The organism is Aureimonas altamirensis (assembly GCF_023702225.1).
Taxonomy (GTDB): domain Bacteria; phylum Pseudomonadota; class Alphaproteobacteria; order Rhizobiales; family Rhizobiaceae; genus Aureimonas; species Aureimonas altamirensis_B.
The window spans coordinates 429,300-445,568 of the sequence record NZ_JAMQCO010000001.1 but is presented as its reverse complement, the minus strand read 5'-3'; the positions used below and the strand labels follow the sequence as shown (position 1 = coordinate 445,568).

Sequence of the window (16,269 nt, the reverse complement as noted above, 5' to 3'; positions counted from 1 at the left end):
ATTTGCGCTATCAGTTAGGGATGGCCAAAGATAGTTGAAAGACCCGCCGATCACTGGCCGACGGGCCGATCGGGAAAACAGAAGAAAGGTCGCCCGTGACTCATTTTACCTCCGGCAACACCCTTGCCTTCCTTTTGTCGGATGGTGCGCGGCTCTACCGGCAGGCGTTCGAACGCACCATCGCCGAAAGCGGCAGCGGGTTGACGCCGGGGGAAGTGCGCACGCTCGGCCATGCGCTGCGGTATTGCGGGTCGAGGCAGGCGGTGCTGGCGGAGCGCATGGGCATCGAGCCGATGACGCTGTCGGCCTATCTCGACAGGCTGGAGGCGCGCGGATTGATCCGCCGCGAGGTGGACCGCACCGACCGGCGCGCCAAGATCATCCATCCGACCGATGAAGCGGCCCGGCTGATGGAAGAACTCACCCCGCTGTTTCAGAAGATCTACGACGAAGCGACGCGCAATATCGGCGAAGAGACCATGCGCGCCTGCGTCCAGGCGCTGATCGCCATTCGCTCGAACCTGACGAGCGACCCGGACCTGCTCGGCAGCCTCGATCCGTCCAAGCCGGAAACCCTGACCGGACGTCCGGTCGTCTGACATCATGAAAGGACGCATGTCCGAAGCGCGGACGAGCGTCATCGGCGCGTTGCTGGTGGCGATCGGGCCCATTTCCATGGCGCTCTATACGCCGGCCATGCCGGAACTGGCGCGGGCCTTCGATACCGACCCGGCGCTGGTGAAGCTGACCCTGTCGCTGTATTTCGGCGGCTTCGCCCTCACCCAACTGGTCTGCGGTCCTCTGTCCGACGCGTTGGGGCGCCGCCGGACCACCGTCCTCTTAATGATCATCTATATCGCCGGGGCGCTCGTCGCCGTGCTGGCGCCCACCATCGAATGGCTGCTGGCGGCGCGGCTGCTGCAAGGGGTAGGGGCATCGGTGGGGGTGGCGACGGCCCGCGCCATCGTGCGCGACCAGTTCACCGGCGAGGCGTCCTCGCGGATCATGAGCACCATCGGCATGATCCTGGCGCTGGGGCCGGCCATAGCGCCGACCATCGGCGGTTTCACCCTGGCGTTGGCCGGCTGGCACGCCATCTTCGTGGTCATGCTGTTCTTCGGCTTCGCCGTCATCGGCATCGTGCTCGGCGCCATGCGCGAGACGACCATTCCCGACCCGGCGATGTTGAAGCCCCGCGCCATCCTGTCCGCCTATCGCCAACTGGCCGGCAGCCGCACCTTCCTCTGCTGCTGCCTCGTCCTCGGCGGGTCGGTCGGGGCGCTCTACACCTGGGCCACGATCCTGCCCTTCGTGCTGATCGACCATGCCGGGCTGACGCCGCAGCAGTTCGGCATCGGCATGCTGGCCCAATCCGGCATGTTCTTCCTCGGCTCGTCGCTGACGCGGCTGTCCATGCGCTGGATGCCGGCGGAGCGGCTCGTCGCCCCCGGGCTTCTCGCCATCGGCCTCGGCGGGTTGCTGCTGCTGCTCATCCTGTCGCTGCGGGCGCCCGGCTATCTGGAGGTGATGCTGCCCATCGGCCTCTATGCCTTCGGCATCGGCTTCGTGATGCCGGCCATGACGACGGCGGCCCTGGCCCCGTTTCCGAGGATCGCGGGGTCCGCCGCGGCCATGATGGGCTTCATGCAGATGGGCGCCGGGCTGGTCGGCGGGCTGATCGCCGCCGTCATACCGGACCCTGTCCTGGCCGTGCGCACGATCATCCCGGCCTTCGCCTGCGTGGCCATCGCCGCCTATATCGCCTTGCGTCGCCCTTCGGTTACGCCGCCCGACGCTCTGCGTTGAGTGCCCGCATCGCCTCCGCGCCGATCCTGAACGATTCCAGGCGCGCGGCCTCGTCGTGAATCTGGCCGTTCAGCATGATCTCGTCCGGCCGGTAGCGCGCGATCAGCCCGGCCAGTTGCTCGCGCACGGATTGCGGGCTGCCGGTTGCGGAGATGCGCAGTGCCTCGTCCACCATGGAGCGGGCGGAGGGATCCAGCACGGCGTCGATATCGTCGACGGGCAGCGGCAGCTTGCCGGGCTTGCCGGTGCGCAGCTGCGCGAAGGCAAGCTGCATCGACGTCCTCAGTTTCTTGCCCTCGGCGTCGGTCGCGGCGGCAAACAGATTGGCCGCCAGCATGAAATACGGCTTGTCGAGGAAGGCCGATGGGCGGAAGGTCTGGCGATAGACCTCGGCCGCATCGTCCAGCGCGGCCGGCGCGAAATGGGAAGCGAAGGCATAGGGCAGGCCCAGATGGGCAGCCAGTTGCGCGCCGAACAGGCTGGACCCGAGGATCCATACCGGCACGTGGGTTCCCGCGCCGGGAATGGCGCGCAGCTTCTGCCCTTCGTCGGCGTCGTCCAGATAGTGCAGCAGCTCTACCACGTCCTGCGGGAAGTTGTCGGACGACTCCAGATTGCGTCTGAGGGCGCGCGCCGTCAGCATGTCGGTGCCTGGCGCACGGCCGAGGCCCAGGTCGATGCGCCCCGGATACAGCGAGGCCAGCGTGCCGAACTGCTCGGCGATCACCAGGGGCGCATGGTTCGGCAGCATGACCCCGCCCGAGCCGACGCGGATCGTCTTCGTATGGGCCGCGACATGGCCGATAACCACGGCGGTGGCCGCGCTGGCGATGCCCGGCATGTTGTGATGCTCGGCCAGCCAGAAGCGATGATAGCCGAGCGCTTCCGCATGTTGCGCCAGTCGGGCGGAGCGGCCGAGCGCCTCGGCAACGGTCGCGCCCTCGGGCACGGGCGCCAGATCCAGCATCGAGTAGACAGTCATCGCTTCAACCTTGGATTTATCTTTTCCGACATGTGGGCATGGCGGTCGCCGGTTTGAAGCGTTCGGGCCCGTTTCCTTGCAAGGTTTGCGTCTTCAGCGGTCGCGCTTGGCCAAGGTGCGCAGGCGCAGGGCGTTGAGGCGGATGAATCCGGCCGCGTCCTTCTGGTCGTAAGCGCCGTGATCGTCCTCGAAGGTGACGAGCGCGTCGGAATAGAGCGACTTGCCGCTCTCCCGGCCGATGACGATGACGTTGCCCTTGTACAGCTTCAGCGTCACGGTGCCTTCGACATGCTCCTGGCTCTTGTCGATCAGCGCCTGCAGCATCTCGCGCTCGGGCGAGAACCAGAAACCGTTGTAGATCAGCTCCGCATAGCGGGGCATCAATTCGTCCTTCAGGTGCGCGGCCCCGCGGTCGAGTGTCAGGCTTTCGATGGCGCGATGCGCCGCGATGAGGATGGTGCCGCCCGGCGTCTCGTAGATGCCGCGCGACTTCATGCCGACGAAGCGGTTTTCCACGAGGTCCAGCCGGCCGATACCGTTGTCGCGGCCGAGATCGTTGAGCGCGGCGAGGATTTCGTGCGGCGGCAGCGCCTTGCCGTCGATCGACACGGCGTCGCCGCGTGAGAAACCGATCCTGACGACGGTGGGCGTGTCGGGCGCCTCTTCCGGGCTCACCGTCCGCTGGAAGACATAGGCCGGCGGCTCTTCGTTCGGGTCTTCCAGGACCTTGCCCTCGGACGAGGAGTGCAGAAGATTTGCGTCCACCGAGAACGGCGCTTCGCCGCGCTTGTCCTTCGGCACGGGTATCTGATGCTTCTCGGCGAAGTCGATGAGCTGCGTGCGGGACTTGAGCTCCCATTCGCGCCAGGGCGCGATCACCTTGATATCGGGGTTCAGGGCATAGGCCGAAAGTTCGAAGCGGACCTGGTCGTTGCCCTTGCCGGTGGCGCCGTGGGCAATGGCGTCGGCGCCGGTTTCCTCTGCGATCTCCACCAGCCGCTTGGAGATCAGCGGGCGGGCGATGGACGTGCCGAGAAGGTAGGTGCCTTCATAGAGGGCGTTGGCGCGGAACATCGGGAAGACGAAGTCGCGGACGAATTCCTCGCGCACATCCTCGATGCGGATGTCCCTGATGCCCATCAGCTCGGCCTTCTTGCGGGCCGGCTCCAGTTCCTCGCCCTGTCCGAGATCCGCGGTAAAGGTGACGACTTCCGCGCCGTATTCCGTCTGCAGCCATTTCAGGATGATGGAGGTATCGAGCCCTCCGGAATAGGCGAGAACGACTTTCTTGACATCGCGATGCGCGGCCATGCTGCTTGTTTCCCTTGTGTCGTCGCAGGTCATTTCCATGCGCTCTACAGGAGTTGCGGGCCGGAAGAAAGCCGTGGAGTGCGGGGGATTTAAGGACTACAAGAGCGTCGATGCAGCCGATGGACCACGCCGCCATGATCTTCCTGCCCGATACCGCCGCGCTTGCCAGCTTTGCCGTCGCCTCCCTCGTCCTGGCCGTCACGCCGGGCCCGGACATGATCCTGTTCCTGTCGCGCACCATCGCAGAGGGGCGCAGGGCCGGCTTCGCCTGCATGTTCGGCGCCCTGACCGGCGTCATGATCCATACGATGCTCGTGGCGCTGGGCCTTGCGGCCCTGCTGGCCGCCTCGCCCAAGGCTTTCGCCCTGCTCAAGCTGGTGGGCGTCGCCTATCTGATCTTCCTTGCGGTGCAGGCGGTGCGCAACGGCTCGGCGCCGGCCATCGCGCCGGGCAAAGCCGCGTACCAGGGCTTCGGGCGCAACTGGCGCGCCGGCGTTGCCGTCAACCTCCTCAATCCGAAGGTCATCCTGTTCTTCCTGACGTTCCTGCCGCAATTCGTGGCGGCCAGCGATCCGCACGCCGCGGCCAAGCTGGCCTTTCTCGGCCTCCTGTTCGTCGCCATAGGGCTGTGCGTCTGCGTCGGCATCATCCTGATGGCCGATCGGGTGGCCATGCTGCTTCGCCGCAGCCCGAAGGCTTCCCGGGCGCTCGACTGGCTCTTTGCCTCGGTGTTCTCGGCCTTCGCGCTGAAGCTCATGATGGCGCGGGCCTGAGACTTCACTCGGCGAATGCGTAGGGGCCGCCCTTGTCCAGGGCCGCGCGATAGGCGGGGCGGGCATGGATCCGCGACAGGAAGTCCGTCAGGTTCCCGTAGCCGGACAGGTCGGCGCGCGAGGCGGATGCCTCCACCGGAAAGCTCATCATGATGTCGGCGGCGCTGATCTGTGGCCCGGCGAACCAGCCCGTATCGGCCAGGGATCGCTCCCAGTAGGCCAGGTTGCCTTCGATCTGCGGCGTCACGAACCCTTCGTCCGTCGCCTGCATCGCCTTGCCCACCACCGGCCGCACCAGCGCCGGCGTTTTCTTCGTGACCGTGGCGAGAACGAGTTTCAGAAGCAGCGGCGGCATGGCCGTCCCTTCCGCATGATGCAGGAAATGCTGGAAACGCCAGTAATCGGGGCTACCTTGCGCCGGAACCATGCGCCCGCGCGCGTGGGTTTCCAGGATGTACGTCACGATGGCGCCTGTTTCGGCCAGCGTGAAGGCGCCCTCGGTCAGGATGGGCGACTTGCCCAGCGGGTGCAGCTTGCGCAGCTCCGGCGGGGCCATCATGTCCGGGCCGCGCTGGTAATTGCGGATTTCGTAGGGGAGCTCGAGCTCTTCTAGGAGCCACAGGATCCGCTGCGAGCGCGAATTGTTCAGGTGATGGATCGTCAACATGACGGTTAAGATCGCGCGCGGCGCCCGATCGGCAAGAGGCGGATTACTCCGCCGGCCGGCCGAGGTCGCGTCGCCATGACCCGGCCGCCCGTCCGGCGACGATCCAGTAGATCATCCCGAAGGCCAGCCCCGCCAGGAAGATGGCCGTCTGGATGGCCATGGGCGGCATCGCCCCTTCATAGGCCAGGCGCAGGGCGATGAAGCCGGACAGCAGCCCGATCGCGGCGTGCAGCAGGAGGGAGCGCCACCCGGCGACCTCGGTGACAAGCATGAAGATGGCCCAGGGCAGCAGCGCCACGGAGCCCACCTGAGCCGCTTGCGCGGTGAAGACGAAGAACATCTCGACCATGCGGAACGGATCACTGCCGATCGCCGGCGGAACATCGATGAACGGCCAGAGAAGCGCGAAGGCAGCGCCGTAGCAGGCGAATACGAAGCCGACGGGAATGACGAACAGGAAGCGCAGCACCGCACGCATGGCGTTTCAGCCGGCCACCGCCGCAGCGAAGGCGAGCCTGTCGGCTTTCTTCATCCGCTCCGATTCCGATTTGAGCTGGCCGCAGGCCGCGAATATATCCCGCCCGCGCGGCGTACGGATGGGAGAGGCATAGCCGGCATCGTTGACGAGATCGGCGAAGCGCTCGATCTGGTCCCAGTCGGAGCACTCGTAATCCGTTCCGGGCCACGGATTGAACGGAATGAGGTTGATCTTGGCCGGAATGCCCTTGAGCAGGCGCACCAGCTCCCTCGCGTCGGCGAGGCTGTCGTTGACGCCCTTCAGCATGACGTACTCGAAGGTGATGCGCCGCGCGTTGGACAGGCCGGGATAGGCCCGGCAAGCGGCCAGAAGCTCGTCGAGCGGGTATTTCTTGTTGATCGGCACGAGGACGTCGCGCAACTCGTCGCGCACGGCATGAAGCGAGATCGCCAGCATCACGCCCATTTCCTCGCCGGTTCGCCCGATCATCGGCACGACGCCGGACGTGGACAGCGTGATGCGGCGCCTGGACAGCGCCAGCCCGTCGCCGTCGGAAGCCACGGCCAGGGCCTGCTTGACGTTCTCGAAATTGTAGAGCGGCTCGCCCATGCCCATCATCACGATGTTCGATACGAGCCGGCCTTCGGACGGCACGATCGCGCCCATCGGCGTATCGGCCTCCGGCAGGTCGCCCAGCCGCTCCCGCGCAGTCAGGATCTGCCCGACGATCTCGCCTTCGGTCAGATTGCGCACCAGGCGCTGCGTGCCTGTGTGGCAGAAGGTGCAGGTGAGGGTGCAGCCGACCTGGGAGGAAACGCAAAGCGTGCCCCGGCCCTCTTCCGGGATGTAGACGGTTTCGATCTCGACCGGGCGTCCGGCGCCCCGCGCCGGAAAGCGGAACAGCCATTTGCGGGTGCCGTCGACGGAGATCTGCTCTTCCACGATTTCCGGACGGTCGATCTCGAAACTGTCGGCGAGCGCCGTACGCAGATCCTTCGAGATGTTGGCCATGGCGGCAAAATCGTCGACGCCGCGTACGTAGAGCCAGTGCCATAGCTGGCCGGCCCGCATGCGAAGCTGCTTTTCCGGCACGCCGATGCCGCGCAGGTGCTCGGCCAGGCCTTCGCGCGACAGGCCCAGAAGGGACTGGCGTTCGGGCGCCTTTTCCGGTGCCGGGCGGTTGTGGCCGGTCAGGTCGATGCTTACGCTCATGGGCTCGCTTTCGGGCGTCGGCCCACGGTCGGCCACGCCTTCATCGGTCTTCGGTGTCTAACGAATGGACACTCACATGCGCGTTTTGTCGAATTTTCGCAAGGTGGAGCGCAAAATTCCTTTGCGCTCCAACGGGTTTGCGTTGCCCCGGCGTCAGCGGCAGTTGCCGATGGAATTTATCGCGGCGGTGATGCCCGCCAGCGAATAGCTGTACTTGGTGCTGGTGCCGCGGGCCGAGGTGGCGTCCACGGTCATGGAGCGGCCGTTGCGCATGGCGGCGACGAGCTGCGGCTCCTCCGATGCGTTCTCGACCCAGGCCGACTCGCCCCGGGTGAACAGCGTGAACTTGCGCGAATCGACCGTCACGGTGACCTTGGAGCCTTCGCGCATCGGGTAGCCCATCACGACCTGCGGTTCGTAGGCGCTGGCCTGGCCCGGCTTTTGCGAGACGAGGAAGAAGATGTCGCCGTGGTTGACGCTGGCCGGTTCCTTCGTCTTCGGCGTCGACAGGACGTAGCACACCTTGTTGCCGCCGGCGGTATAGGAATAGGTGCCCCAGTCGTTGAACTGCTCCAGGCGGGTCGGGGTCTGCGCGACGGCGGCGGTGGAAAGGACGACAAGGAGGCTGGCTGCCGTCAAGACTTTCTTCAAGGACATGGTTCCCCGCATTGATCTATTATCGAATGGTTCGCGCCGGGGCGCGACTTCGCGTCATTACCGCGATCTGCCCGGAAATTAATTCGAAGAGCCTTTCCGGACCGTAAACATCGGCTCGGCGACTGGCGCAATCTCCAGGGCATTGAGACGCACGAAACCGAAGAAAGGGGCGAGACCGTGTCGAAACGAAGGTCTCTCATCAAGGTGTTCGGGCGTCGGTCCCTTCGGTCTCCATCAGCGCGCGGGCGCGGTCGTAATGCGCGGGCCGGATATTGGCGCGCACGGCCGTGATCGCGGCCATCAGCACCGCCGCGTCGTCGGTGAAGCCGATCAGCGGCATCAGGTCCGGCACGAGATCGGCCGGCATGACGAAATAGGCCAGTGCGGCCAGGAGGATGCCGCGCGAGGCAAGCGGTGTCTCCGGGTCGATCGCGCAATAGTAGGAGGCCACGAGATCGCGCGTGAAGGGGATGGCGTTCGCGGCGCGGCGCATGGTCGAGAAGAACGAGCGCATCACGCGCCGCCTCTGCCGCGCCTGTTGGCCGGCATCGGCCGGGCGCAGGATCTCGGCGATCTTCTGCCGGTCGAGCGGCAGGGCGGGAAGGCTCGGTCGTTTCATGAGGGGTTAGATAGGTATCGGCGGGCGGCGACCAAGGGCCGCTGCCCGCGTCACGCCGGGACGGCCGCGCGTTCCGGCGCCCGGCGCGATATCGGCTCCGCCAGGGCGAAGGCCTCTTCCAGAAGGTAAGGGCCGCCGCCGACGGAATCGCGCGACGAGTAGAGCACGAAGCGTCCGACATGGAAGGGCTGCGAGCGGAAATTGCCGCGTCCCGACAGATAGTGCGCGACATCCTCGCTCTTGGGATGGCGCAGCCTCGCCAGCGTCACGTGCGGTACGAACTTCTGTGGGTTCGGTGCGATGCCGGCCCGGCGGCATGCCCTGTCGACGTCGGCCTGGAGCGCTTCCAGCTCGGGCGACGGGGCCGCCCCCGCATAGATGGAGTGCGGCTTCTTCGACCCGAAGGCGCCGACCCCGCGCAGCGTCAACTCGAAGCCCGGACGGATCACGCGGTCGAGCTCGGCGACCACCTCGTCGGCGGTGCGGCAATCGACATCGCCGATGAAGCGCAAGGTCAGGTGGTAGTTTTCGGTATCGATCCAGCGGGCGGACGGCAGGCCGCCCCGAAGGAAGGAAAGGGAGAGCGCCGCATCCCGCGGAATCTCTATGGCTGTGAACAGTCGCGGCATGAAGTGTTTCCTTCCGCTTCGAGCATGTCTCGCACCTGATGGAGGGAATCACTCAATCGGTTTCACCGCAAGCACCGCACTGCGATATCATGGGGAAATCCTGCGATGCTCCGATATGAGGGGTTCCACGCTGGGCAGGATGCGCCGCACGATCTCCGCAATGCCCTCGCCGGTCGGATGCATGTAGTCGGCCTGGTTCAGCCGAGTGACGCCGGCCACTCCGTCCAGGAAGAACGGATAGAACGGCACGTCGTACTGCCGCGCGATATCGGGGAAGATGGGGTTGAAGGCGCTTGCGAACTCTTCGCCCATGTTGGGCGGCGCAAGCATTCCGGTCAGGAGCACGCTCGTGTCCGGGCGCGCCTTCAGGCGCTCGACGATTTCGGACAGGTTCTGCCGCGTGATGTCCGGCTGGATGCCGCGCAACGCGTCGTTTGCCCCCAGTTCCACGATGACGATGTCGGCGCTTTCAGGAACCGACCAGTCGAGCCGGGCCAGGCCGCCCGTGGTCGTGTCGCCCGAGACGCCGGCATTGACGACCTGAACGTCGTATCCCCTTTCCCGCAACGCCGCCTCGAGCTGGTCCGGAAAGGCCTCGCCCGGGCCGACGCCGTAGCCGGCCGACAGGCTGTCGCCGAAGGCGACGATCTCCAGCGGACCCGCCTCCTGCGCCTTCGCACTCGCAAAAAAGTGAGCGGGCAGGAGCAAAAGGGCGGCCAGCACGGCCATGGGGAAGTGTTTTTGCCGCATTCGATACCCATATCCGGTTCTCAAGGCGCCCCGATGGCGTCCCTTCCCACGATCTGCAGGCATATAGGATGGCGACGTCTTGGCTGAAACGGCGATCCGGTTACGAAATGTTCAACTGACATTGGGCGCCGGCGGAAGCGCCGTCCATGTGCTGAAGGGGATGGAACTGACGGTCGGGCGGGGCGAATCCCTCGGCGTCGTCGGCCCTTCGGGCTCCGGCAAGTCGACGCTGCTGATGGTTCTGGCGGGCCTGGAGCGTGCCGATTCCGGCCTTGTCGAAGTTGCCGGCCAATCGCTCGAGGGGCTTTCGGAAGACAGGCTGGCGGCGTTTCGCGGACGCAACATCGGCATCGTGTTCCAGTCGTTCCACCTGATCCCCAACATGACGGCCATCGAAAACGTCGCCGTTCCGCTGGAACTGGCGGGCGCGCCGGATGCCTTCGCCCGGGCCGCGCGGGAGCTGGAGGCCGTCGGCCTCGGCCATCGTCTCGATCATTATCCGGGGGCGCTTTCGGGCGGCGAGCAACAGCGGGTGGCGCTGGCACGGGCCCTTGCGCCGGAGCCGGCGATCCTGATCGCCGACGAGCCCACGGGCAATCTCGACGCCGAAACCGGCCGCCTCGTGGCGGACCTGCTGTTCTCGGAGGTCAGGCGTCGGCACATGACGATGGTCCTGGTGACGCACGATGCCGCGCTGGCGGCGCGTTGTGCCCGGCAGGTCTCGGTCCGCGACGGCCGCATCCAGGGCACGGACGCTCCGGTGCAGGCCGCATGAGCGCGCTGGCCGGAAACGAAGCGGCAGGAGCCGTCCGACCGCCGGCGCCCCCGGCCGGAAACCTTCGGCTGGCGCTGCGCTTCGCCTTGCGGGAAATGCGGGGCGGATTGTCGGGCTTCATCATTTTCCTGGCCTGCCTGACGCTCGGCGTCGCATCCATTGCAGCCGTCAATTCCGTCTCCCGCATGATGACGGAGGCCATCGAGCGGGAAGGCCGCATCATCCTCGGTGGCGATATCCGCTTCAGCCTGCCGCAGCGTCAGGCGAGCGCCGAAGAGCGCGCCTTCCTGGAGGCCGCCGGCCCGGTAGGGGAAAGCGCACAACTGCGCTCCATGGCCCGGCTGGCCGACGGCAGCGACCAGACGATCAGCGAGGTCAAGGCGGTCGACGGGGCCTATCCGCTCTACGGCGCGGTTGCGACGGACTCCGACGCCTCGCTGGCCGAGTTGCTGGCCGACCGGGACGGCGTTGCAGGAGCGGTCGCGGCGCCCGAGCTGTTTACGCGGCTGGACGTGTCTCCCGGCGCGCGCATACGCGTCGGGTCGCAGGAGTTCGAGTTGCGGGCCCGGCTGCTGACGGAGCCGGATCAACTTTCGGACGGCTTCGTCTTCGCACCGCGCCTGATGATCGGCCTGGATGCCTTGCAGCGCACCGGCCTCGTGCAGCCGGGCAGTCTCGTCGAGTACGACTACAAGGTCAGGCTTCCGGACGACGTCACCGCCGGGCAACTGACGGAGGAGGCCGAAACCCGCTTCCCGGAAGCAGGCTGGAGCGTGCGCCCCTACGACCGCGCCGCGCCCGCCCTGCAACGCAATATCGAGCGTTTCTCGCAGTTCCTGACGCTGGTCGGCCTGACGGCCCTGATCGTGGGCGGCGTCGGCATCGCCAACGCGGTCAACGCCTACCTGGAATCGAAGCGCAACGTCATCGCCACGTTCAAGAGCCTTGGCGGCGGCGGCAATTTCGTCGTGTCCATCTATCTCATCCAGATCATGGCGCTGGCCAGCATCGGCGTCGGGCTCGGGCTCGTCCTCGGGGCCATCTCGCCCTTCGTCGCCGCCGGGTTCCTTCAGGCCGCCATTCCGGTCGAGACGCGGCCGGAGGTCTATCCGCTGGCGCTTCTCGTGGCGGCTCTCTTCGGCTATCTGACGGCCCTCGCCTTCGCGCTCTTGCCGCTGGGGCGCACCCGCGACGTGGGCGCCGCGGCCCTGTTCCGCGATACCGGCGCCGGCGGCGGGCTGCGCATGCACTGGCCGTTCCTCGCCGGAGCGCTCGGCCTCGCCGTGCTGGTTGCGGCCATCGCGCTGTTCATGGCGGACGACCGGCGGATCGCCGGCGTTTTCCTGGCATCCACGGCCGTCGCCTTCGTCATCCTGCGCGTGGTGGCGCTGGCGATCCAGTGGCTGGCCCGCGCCGCGCCGCGCGTCCGCTCCACGGCGTTGCGCCTTGCCATCGGCAACATCCACCGACCGGGGGCGCTGACTTCCTCGGTCGTGCTGTCGCTCGGCCTGGGGCTGACGCTGCTGGTCACGCTGGCGACGATCGACAACAATCTGCGCAACGAGATCAGCACCAACCTGGCCGAACGGGCGCCCAACTTCTTCTTCTTCGATATCCAGTCGGCCGATACGCAACGCTTCGGTGACGCGGTGCTGGCATTGGCCCCCGGAAGCGAGCTGGAGTCCGTGCCCATGCTGCGCGGGCGCATCGTCGAGCTCAATGGAACCAATGTCCGCGACATGGTCGTGCCGGCCGAGGGCGCCTGGGTGCTGCGCGGCGACAGGGGCCTGACCTATTCCACGCAGATGCCCCCTGCCTCCACCTTGACGGCTGGGGCCTGGTGGCCCGCCGACCATTCCGGCGAAAACCTCGTGTCCTTCGCGGCGGAGGAGGCCGGTCAGCTCGGCCTCACGATCGGCGATACCGTCACCGTCAACGTGCTCGGCCGCAACGTCACCGCCCGCATCGCCAATCTGCGGCGTGTCGAATGGCAAAGCCTGTCGATCAACTTCGTCATGGTCTTTTCGCCCAATACGTTCGCCGGGGCGCCGCACACCGCGCTGGCGACCTTGCGCATGGGCGACGATACGCCCGAGGCCGAGCAGGCCGTGCTGCGGGGCCTCGGCGACGATTTCCCCGCCGTGACCGCGGTGCGGGTGCGCGACGCCCTCGATGCCGTCAACCAGATCATCGCGCAACTCGCCCTCGCCATACGGGCGGCTGCGGCGGTGGCGCTGGTGGCTTCCATCTTCGTTCTGGCCGGGGCCCTGGCAGCCGGCAATCGCGGCAGGGTGCACGACGCCGTGGTGCTGAAGACGCTGGGTGCCACGCGCGCCACGCTCATCCGCGCCTATGTGACGGAATATCTGCTGCTCGGCATCGGCACGGCCGTCTTCGCCATCGGGGCGGGCGCGCTCGCCTCGTCCTTCGTGGTGGCCACCATCATGCAACTGCCCTACCGCTTCGACTGGGGGGTGGGGCTTGCGACGCTCCTGGTCTCGCTTGTCCTGACCATCGGCCTCGGCCTTGCCGGCACATGGCGGGTGCTGGGGCGCAAGGCCGCTCCGGTGTTGCGGACGCTGTAAGACACCTCCAGCAGCCCAGATAACGTAAATTTAATCGCCCAGGCGGCCCCGGTGGCCCGCCTGCAACCTCCGATACCCTTGTATAGCAGGGCAAGGTTCCGCATATTTCATCCAGGACTGCTGGGGGTTCCGCCAGCGGCGCCTCGGCGCGCGGACAGGTCTTCGCGCCCGACACCGGACGGAACACGCAGAAAGGAATTGGGAAACCCATGGCTGATTATCGGAACTACGGGGCACGCGTCCCCGCTGCCGGTAGCCGCGCCGACGCCACGATCGACCCGGGCCTGCGCGCCTACATGCTCAAGGTTTACAACCTTATGGCGCTGGGGCTGGCGATCACGGGCGTGGCGGCCTACGGCCTGTTCATGATGGCCACCAGCGGCGCGCCCGTCGAGGGCGGCGCGCAGGTGCGCCCGGATCTATGGCTGACGCCGCTCGGCATCGCCGTCTTCACCTCGCCGTTGCGCTGGGTGCTGATGCTCGCGCCGCTGGCGCTGGTCTTCTTCCTGTCGTTCCGCGTCCATCGCATGTCGGTCGGCGCGGCACAGGCGACCTTCTGGGCCTATGCGGCGCTCGTCGGACTGTCGCTGTCGACGATCTTCCTTGTCTTCACGCAGGAATCGATCGTCCAGGTGTTCTTCATCACGGCGGCGGCCTTCGGCTCGCTTTCGCTGTGGGGCTACACCACCAAGCGCGACATCTCCGGCTGGGGCTCCTTCCTGTTCATGGGCCTCATCGGCGTCGTCATCGCCATGGTCGTGAACATCTTCCTCGCCTCTTCGGCACTCGGCTTCGCCGTGTCGGTGATCGGCGTGCTGGTGTTCGCGGGTCTTACGGCCTACGACACGCAGCGCATCAAGGAGATGTACTACGAGGGCGACGACGTCGTGGCCGGCGGCCGCAAGGCGGTCATGGGCGCGCTGAGCCTGTACCTCAACTTCATCAACATGTTCATGATGTTGCTGCAGTTGTTCGGCAACCGCGAGTAGCGCGGCGACTTCGATGCCTGATGACGGGGCGGTCCGAAAGGGCCGCCCTTTTTCGTGTCGGGGCAAGGCGTGCCGATTGAAAGGCAGGTGCACACGGGCGTAGAAGCATGGCGACACCGATGGGGAATCGACCGATGAGCGCCTTCACCCTCCGCGACGCCGGCCCGGACGACATACCGGCCATCACGGCGATCTATCGCCATGCGGTGCTGCACGGAACGGCGACCTTCGAGGTGTCGCCACCGGACGAAACCGAGATGGCCCTGCGGATGCGGTCGCTTCTCGGCCAGAACTATCCCTATATCGTCGCGGTTTCGGCGGCGGGTGAAGTCGTCGCCTATGCCTATGCCGGCCCTTTCCGGGCGCGTCCGGCCTATCGCTGGTCGGTGGAGGATTCGATCTACATAGACCCCGGCCACCACGGCAAGGGCATCGGGCGGGCCCTGCTGATGCGTCTCGTGGAACTGTGCACGGAAAAGGGCTTCCGCCAGATGATCGCCGTCATCGGCGGATCGGACCATGCCCCGTCCATACGGCTGCATGAGCGCGCCGGCTTCGGCATGATCGGCGTGTTCGAAGGGTCCGGATTCAAGTTCGGCCGCTGGATCGATACCGTCTTCATGCAGATGCGCCTGGGCGACGGCCGGCACTCCCTGCCCGACGAGCAGAGTTATCCCGGCACGCTTTAGAGTGCTTCCCCAGGAGCCGGAAACGCTCTGGACCGGTTCAGCCTTTCATCGCCTTGTCGAAGACCCGGAGCACGCCGGACAATTCGTGTCCCCGCTTCAGGACCGTGCCGCCGGCGCCGATGACGCTGTAGGCCCCCTGGCGGCGCGCAAGGCGCGGATCCTTTTCGACGCGGAACAACGGCATCTCGCTCGTGCGGCGGAAGATCGAGAAGACGGCCTTGTCCTTGAGTGTATCGATGGCATAGTCGCGCCATTCCCCCGCGGCGACCATGCGGCCGTAGATGCGCAGGATTTCGGAAAGTTCTCGCCGGTCGAAGGAAACGACTGGAAGCGTGCTGGCGGGCCGGGCCATCGGAAATGTCAGAAGGTCCGCCGAGTGCCGTGACGTCTGATCGTCCAAAATCATCCCCTGTCGGAGGGCCGCGCCAAAACCAGCAACTAGCCCGAAGAGGCGATCGTCTCACCAAAAGACGCGGGATGCAAACCCGCGTCGCTCAGTCCTCGTCGAACTCCAGTTGGGCGGCCGCCAGGATGCGTCCCGGCGTTCCGGAAGCGTCGACCGCCTGCAAAAGGACGGCGCAGCCTATGGGGCCGCGCGCGCCCTCCTGCAGCATGGAGACGGGGATGTCGATTTCCAGCGGCTTCGTGTCCGAGACGGTGCCCACCACCTTGAAGTCGGACACCGCGTGGCGGTTCACGATATGGTGGCCGCTGTTTTCTCCTTTCAGGACGGGTGTCTCGATCCTGTCCTGATAGGTCACCAGAACCAGGATCGGCGGATGCTCGGCGACGGGCTTTCGCAGCTTCGCGCGCACCTGCAGCGTTTCGTCGACGACGTTCATGCCGACCTGCGCGAGCGCATCGCGCCCGGTCGCAAGCGGAGACGTCTTCAATGCTTCGGAGATTTCCCTGTCGTGCGAGCCCACGAAGTCGCCCGTACCGTTGACCACGATCTGCGGGGTATAGACCGAGCTCGTGCGGAAAGCCTTGGCGTAAGAGCGCTGGCGTTCGGTGTTCTGGCGGGTCGCAAGCTGGTCCTTCCAGCCGATATAGTCCCAGTAATCGACATTGTAGGACAAGGCGACGATGCCGCGCTGGTCGGACAGCCGCGCCAGGACATCGTCGGCCGGGGGACACGACGCGCAGCCCTGGCTGGTGAACAGCTCGACCACCCCGTTGAAATCGTCGGATGATGCGCTCTGCGCCATGGCCGGGCCGGGCCCGAGCGTCCCGGCAAGGCCGGCAACCATCAGTAACGTCCGCAAGGAGGGGCAGGAAGTCGTCATCATGCGCGAAACCTACTGGTGGGCGTCGACACCCACCAGTCAAATCGGGGTGAAACGCATC

At 66.3% G+C, this 16,269-nt stretch carries 18 protein-coding genes; 7 read left to right on the top strand and 11 right to left on the bottom strand.

What is annotated here, in order from left to right:
* Positions 1-95 precede the first annotated feature (95 nt).
* Positions 96-599, top strand: coding sequence for a MarR family winged helix-turn-helix transcriptional regulator (locus NDN16_RS02135; protein WP_251111956.1), 504 nt, complete (start codon positions 96-98; stop codon positions 597-599).
* A gap of 16 nt (positions 600-615) precedes the next feature.
* Entirely contained in the window at positions 616-1,806 is a 1,191-nt protein-coding gene (locus NDN16_RS02130) for a multidrug effflux MFS transporter (protein ID WP_251111955.1), read from the top strand.
* On the opposite strand, the gene NDN16_RS02125 is transcribed toward NDN16_RS02130, so the two are convergent.
* Positions 1,781-2,788, bottom strand: a complete 1,008-nt coding sequence (locus NDN16_RS02125; protein ID WP_251111954.1) for an LLM class flavin-dependent oxidoreductase — start codon at positions 2,786-2,788, stop codon at positions 1,781-1,783. The genes NDN16_RS02130 and NDN16_RS02125 overlap by 26 nt on opposite strands.
* Positions 2,789-2,881: 93 nt before the next feature.
* The gene (locus NDN16_RS02120) at positions 2,882-4,099 is read right to left on the bottom strand and encodes an argininosuccinate synthase (RefSeq protein ID WP_251111953.1); all 1,218 of its coding nucleotides are present in this window, start codon (positions 4,097-4,099) and stop codon (positions 2,882-2,884) included.
* A 110-nt stretch (positions 4,100-4,209) separates the two neighbouring features.
* On the opposite strand from NDN16_RS02120, the gene NDN16_RS02115 reads away from it, so the two are divergent.
* The gene (locus NDN16_RS02115) at positions 4,210-4,872 is read left to right on the top strand and encodes a LysE family translocator (RefSeq protein WP_353050183.1); all 663 of its coding nucleotides are present in this window, start codon (positions 4,210-4,212) and stop codon (positions 4,870-4,872) included.
* A gap of 4 nt (positions 4,873-4,876) precedes the next feature.
* On the opposite strand, the gene NDN16_RS02110 is transcribed toward NDN16_RS02115, so the two are convergent.
* The 7 genes from NDN16_RS02110 to NDN16_RS02080 form a co-directional block, all read right to left on the bottom strand.
* Positions 4,877-5,539 (bottom strand): glutathione S-transferase, encoded by a 663-nt coding sequence (locus NDN16_RS02110; protein WP_251111952.1) that lies wholly within the window; start codon positions 5,537-5,539, stop codon positions 4,877-4,879.
* A 43-nt stretch (positions 5,540-5,582) separates the two neighbouring features.
* Positions 5,583-6,017, bottom strand: a complete 435-nt coding sequence (locus NDN16_RS02105; protein WP_251111951.1) for a hypothetical protein — start codon at positions 6,015-6,017, stop codon at positions 5,583-5,585.
* Positions 6,018-6,023: 6 nt separating this feature from the next.
* Positions 6,024-7,229 carry a 23S rRNA (adenine(2503)-C(2))-methyltransferase RlmN gene (gene rlmN / locus NDN16_RS02100; protein ID WP_251111950.1) on the bottom strand — a complete coding sequence of 402 codons (1,206 nt, stop codon included), beginning with the start codon at positions 7,227-7,229 and terminating at the stop codon, positions 6,024-6,026.
* 153 nt (positions 7,230-7,382) lie between these two features.
* A complete protein-coding gene (locus NDN16_RS02095) occupies positions 7,383-7,886 on the bottom strand; it encodes an invasion associated locus B family protein (RefSeq protein WP_251111949.1) in 504 nt (167 codons plus the stop codon).
* A gap of 199 nt (positions 7,887-8,085) precedes the next feature.
* Positions 8,086-8,505 (bottom strand): YkvA family protein, encoded by a 420-nt coding sequence (locus tag NDN16_RS02090; RefSeq protein ID WP_251111948.1) that lies wholly within the window; start codon positions 8,503-8,505, stop codon positions 8,086-8,088.
* Between the two features lie 50 nt (positions 8,506-8,555).
* Positions 8,556-9,134, bottom strand: coding sequence for an RNA 2',3'-cyclic phosphodiesterase (thpR, locus tag NDN16_RS02085; protein WP_251111947.1), 579 nt, complete (start codon positions 9,132-9,134; stop codon positions 8,556-8,558).
* Positions 9,135-9,221: 87 nt separating this feature from the next.
* On the bottom strand, positions 9,222-9,884 hold the full coding sequence (locus NDN16_RS02080; protein WP_435301033.1) for an arylesterase: 663 nt from the start codon (positions 9,882-9,884) through the stop codon (positions 9,222-9,224).
* Positions 9,885-9,963: 79 nt separating this feature from the next.
* On the opposite strand from NDN16_RS02080, the gene NDN16_RS02075 reads away from it, so the two are divergent.
* The 4 genes from NDN16_RS02075 to NDN16_RS02060 all read left to right on the top strand — a co-directional run bounded on the left by NDN16_RS02075 (position 9,964) and on the right by NDN16_RS02060 (position 14,922).
* Complete coding sequence (locus tag NDN16_RS02075) at positions 9,964-10,659, top strand: ABC transporter ATP-binding protein (protein WP_251111946.1); 696 nt, start codon at positions 9,964-9,966, stop codon at positions 10,657-10,659.
* Positions 10,656-13,244: an ABC transporter permease gene (locus NDN16_RS02070; protein WP_435301032.1), complete on the top strand. Its 2,589-nt coding sequence runs from the start codon at positions 10,656-10,658 to the stop codon at positions 13,242-13,244. Before NDN16_RS02075 ends, NDN16_RS02070 begins: the two co-directional genes overlap by 4 nt.
* 209 nt (positions 13,245-13,453) lie before the next feature.
* A complete protein-coding gene (locus NDN16_RS02065) occupies positions 13,454-14,233 on the top strand; it encodes a Bax inhibitor-1/YccA family protein (RefSeq protein WP_251111945.1) in 780 nt (259 codons plus the stop codon).
* A gap of 134 nt (positions 14,234-14,367) precedes the next feature.
* Positions 14,368-14,922: a GNAT family N-acetyltransferase gene (locus NDN16_RS02060; protein ID WP_251111944.1), complete on the top strand. Its 555-nt coding sequence runs from the start codon at positions 14,368-14,370 to the stop codon at positions 14,920-14,922.
* Positions 14,923-14,959: 37 nt separating this feature from the next.
* Here NDN16_RS02060 and NDN16_RS02055 read toward each other — a convergent pair whose 3' ends face one another.
* Positions 14,960-15,328: a DUF2794 domain-containing protein gene (locus tag NDN16_RS02055; protein WP_435301031.1), complete on the bottom strand. Its 369-nt coding sequence runs from the start codon at positions 15,326-15,328 to the stop codon at positions 14,960-14,962.
* Between the two features lie 88 nt (positions 15,329-15,416).
* The gene (locus NDN16_RS02050; RefSeq protein ID WP_251111943.1) at positions 15,417-16,211 is read right to left on the bottom strand and encodes a DUF1223 domain-containing protein; all 795 of its coding nucleotides are present in this window, start codon (positions 16,209-16,211) and stop codon (positions 15,417-15,419) included.
* Positions 16,212-16,269 lie beyond the last annotated feature (58 nt).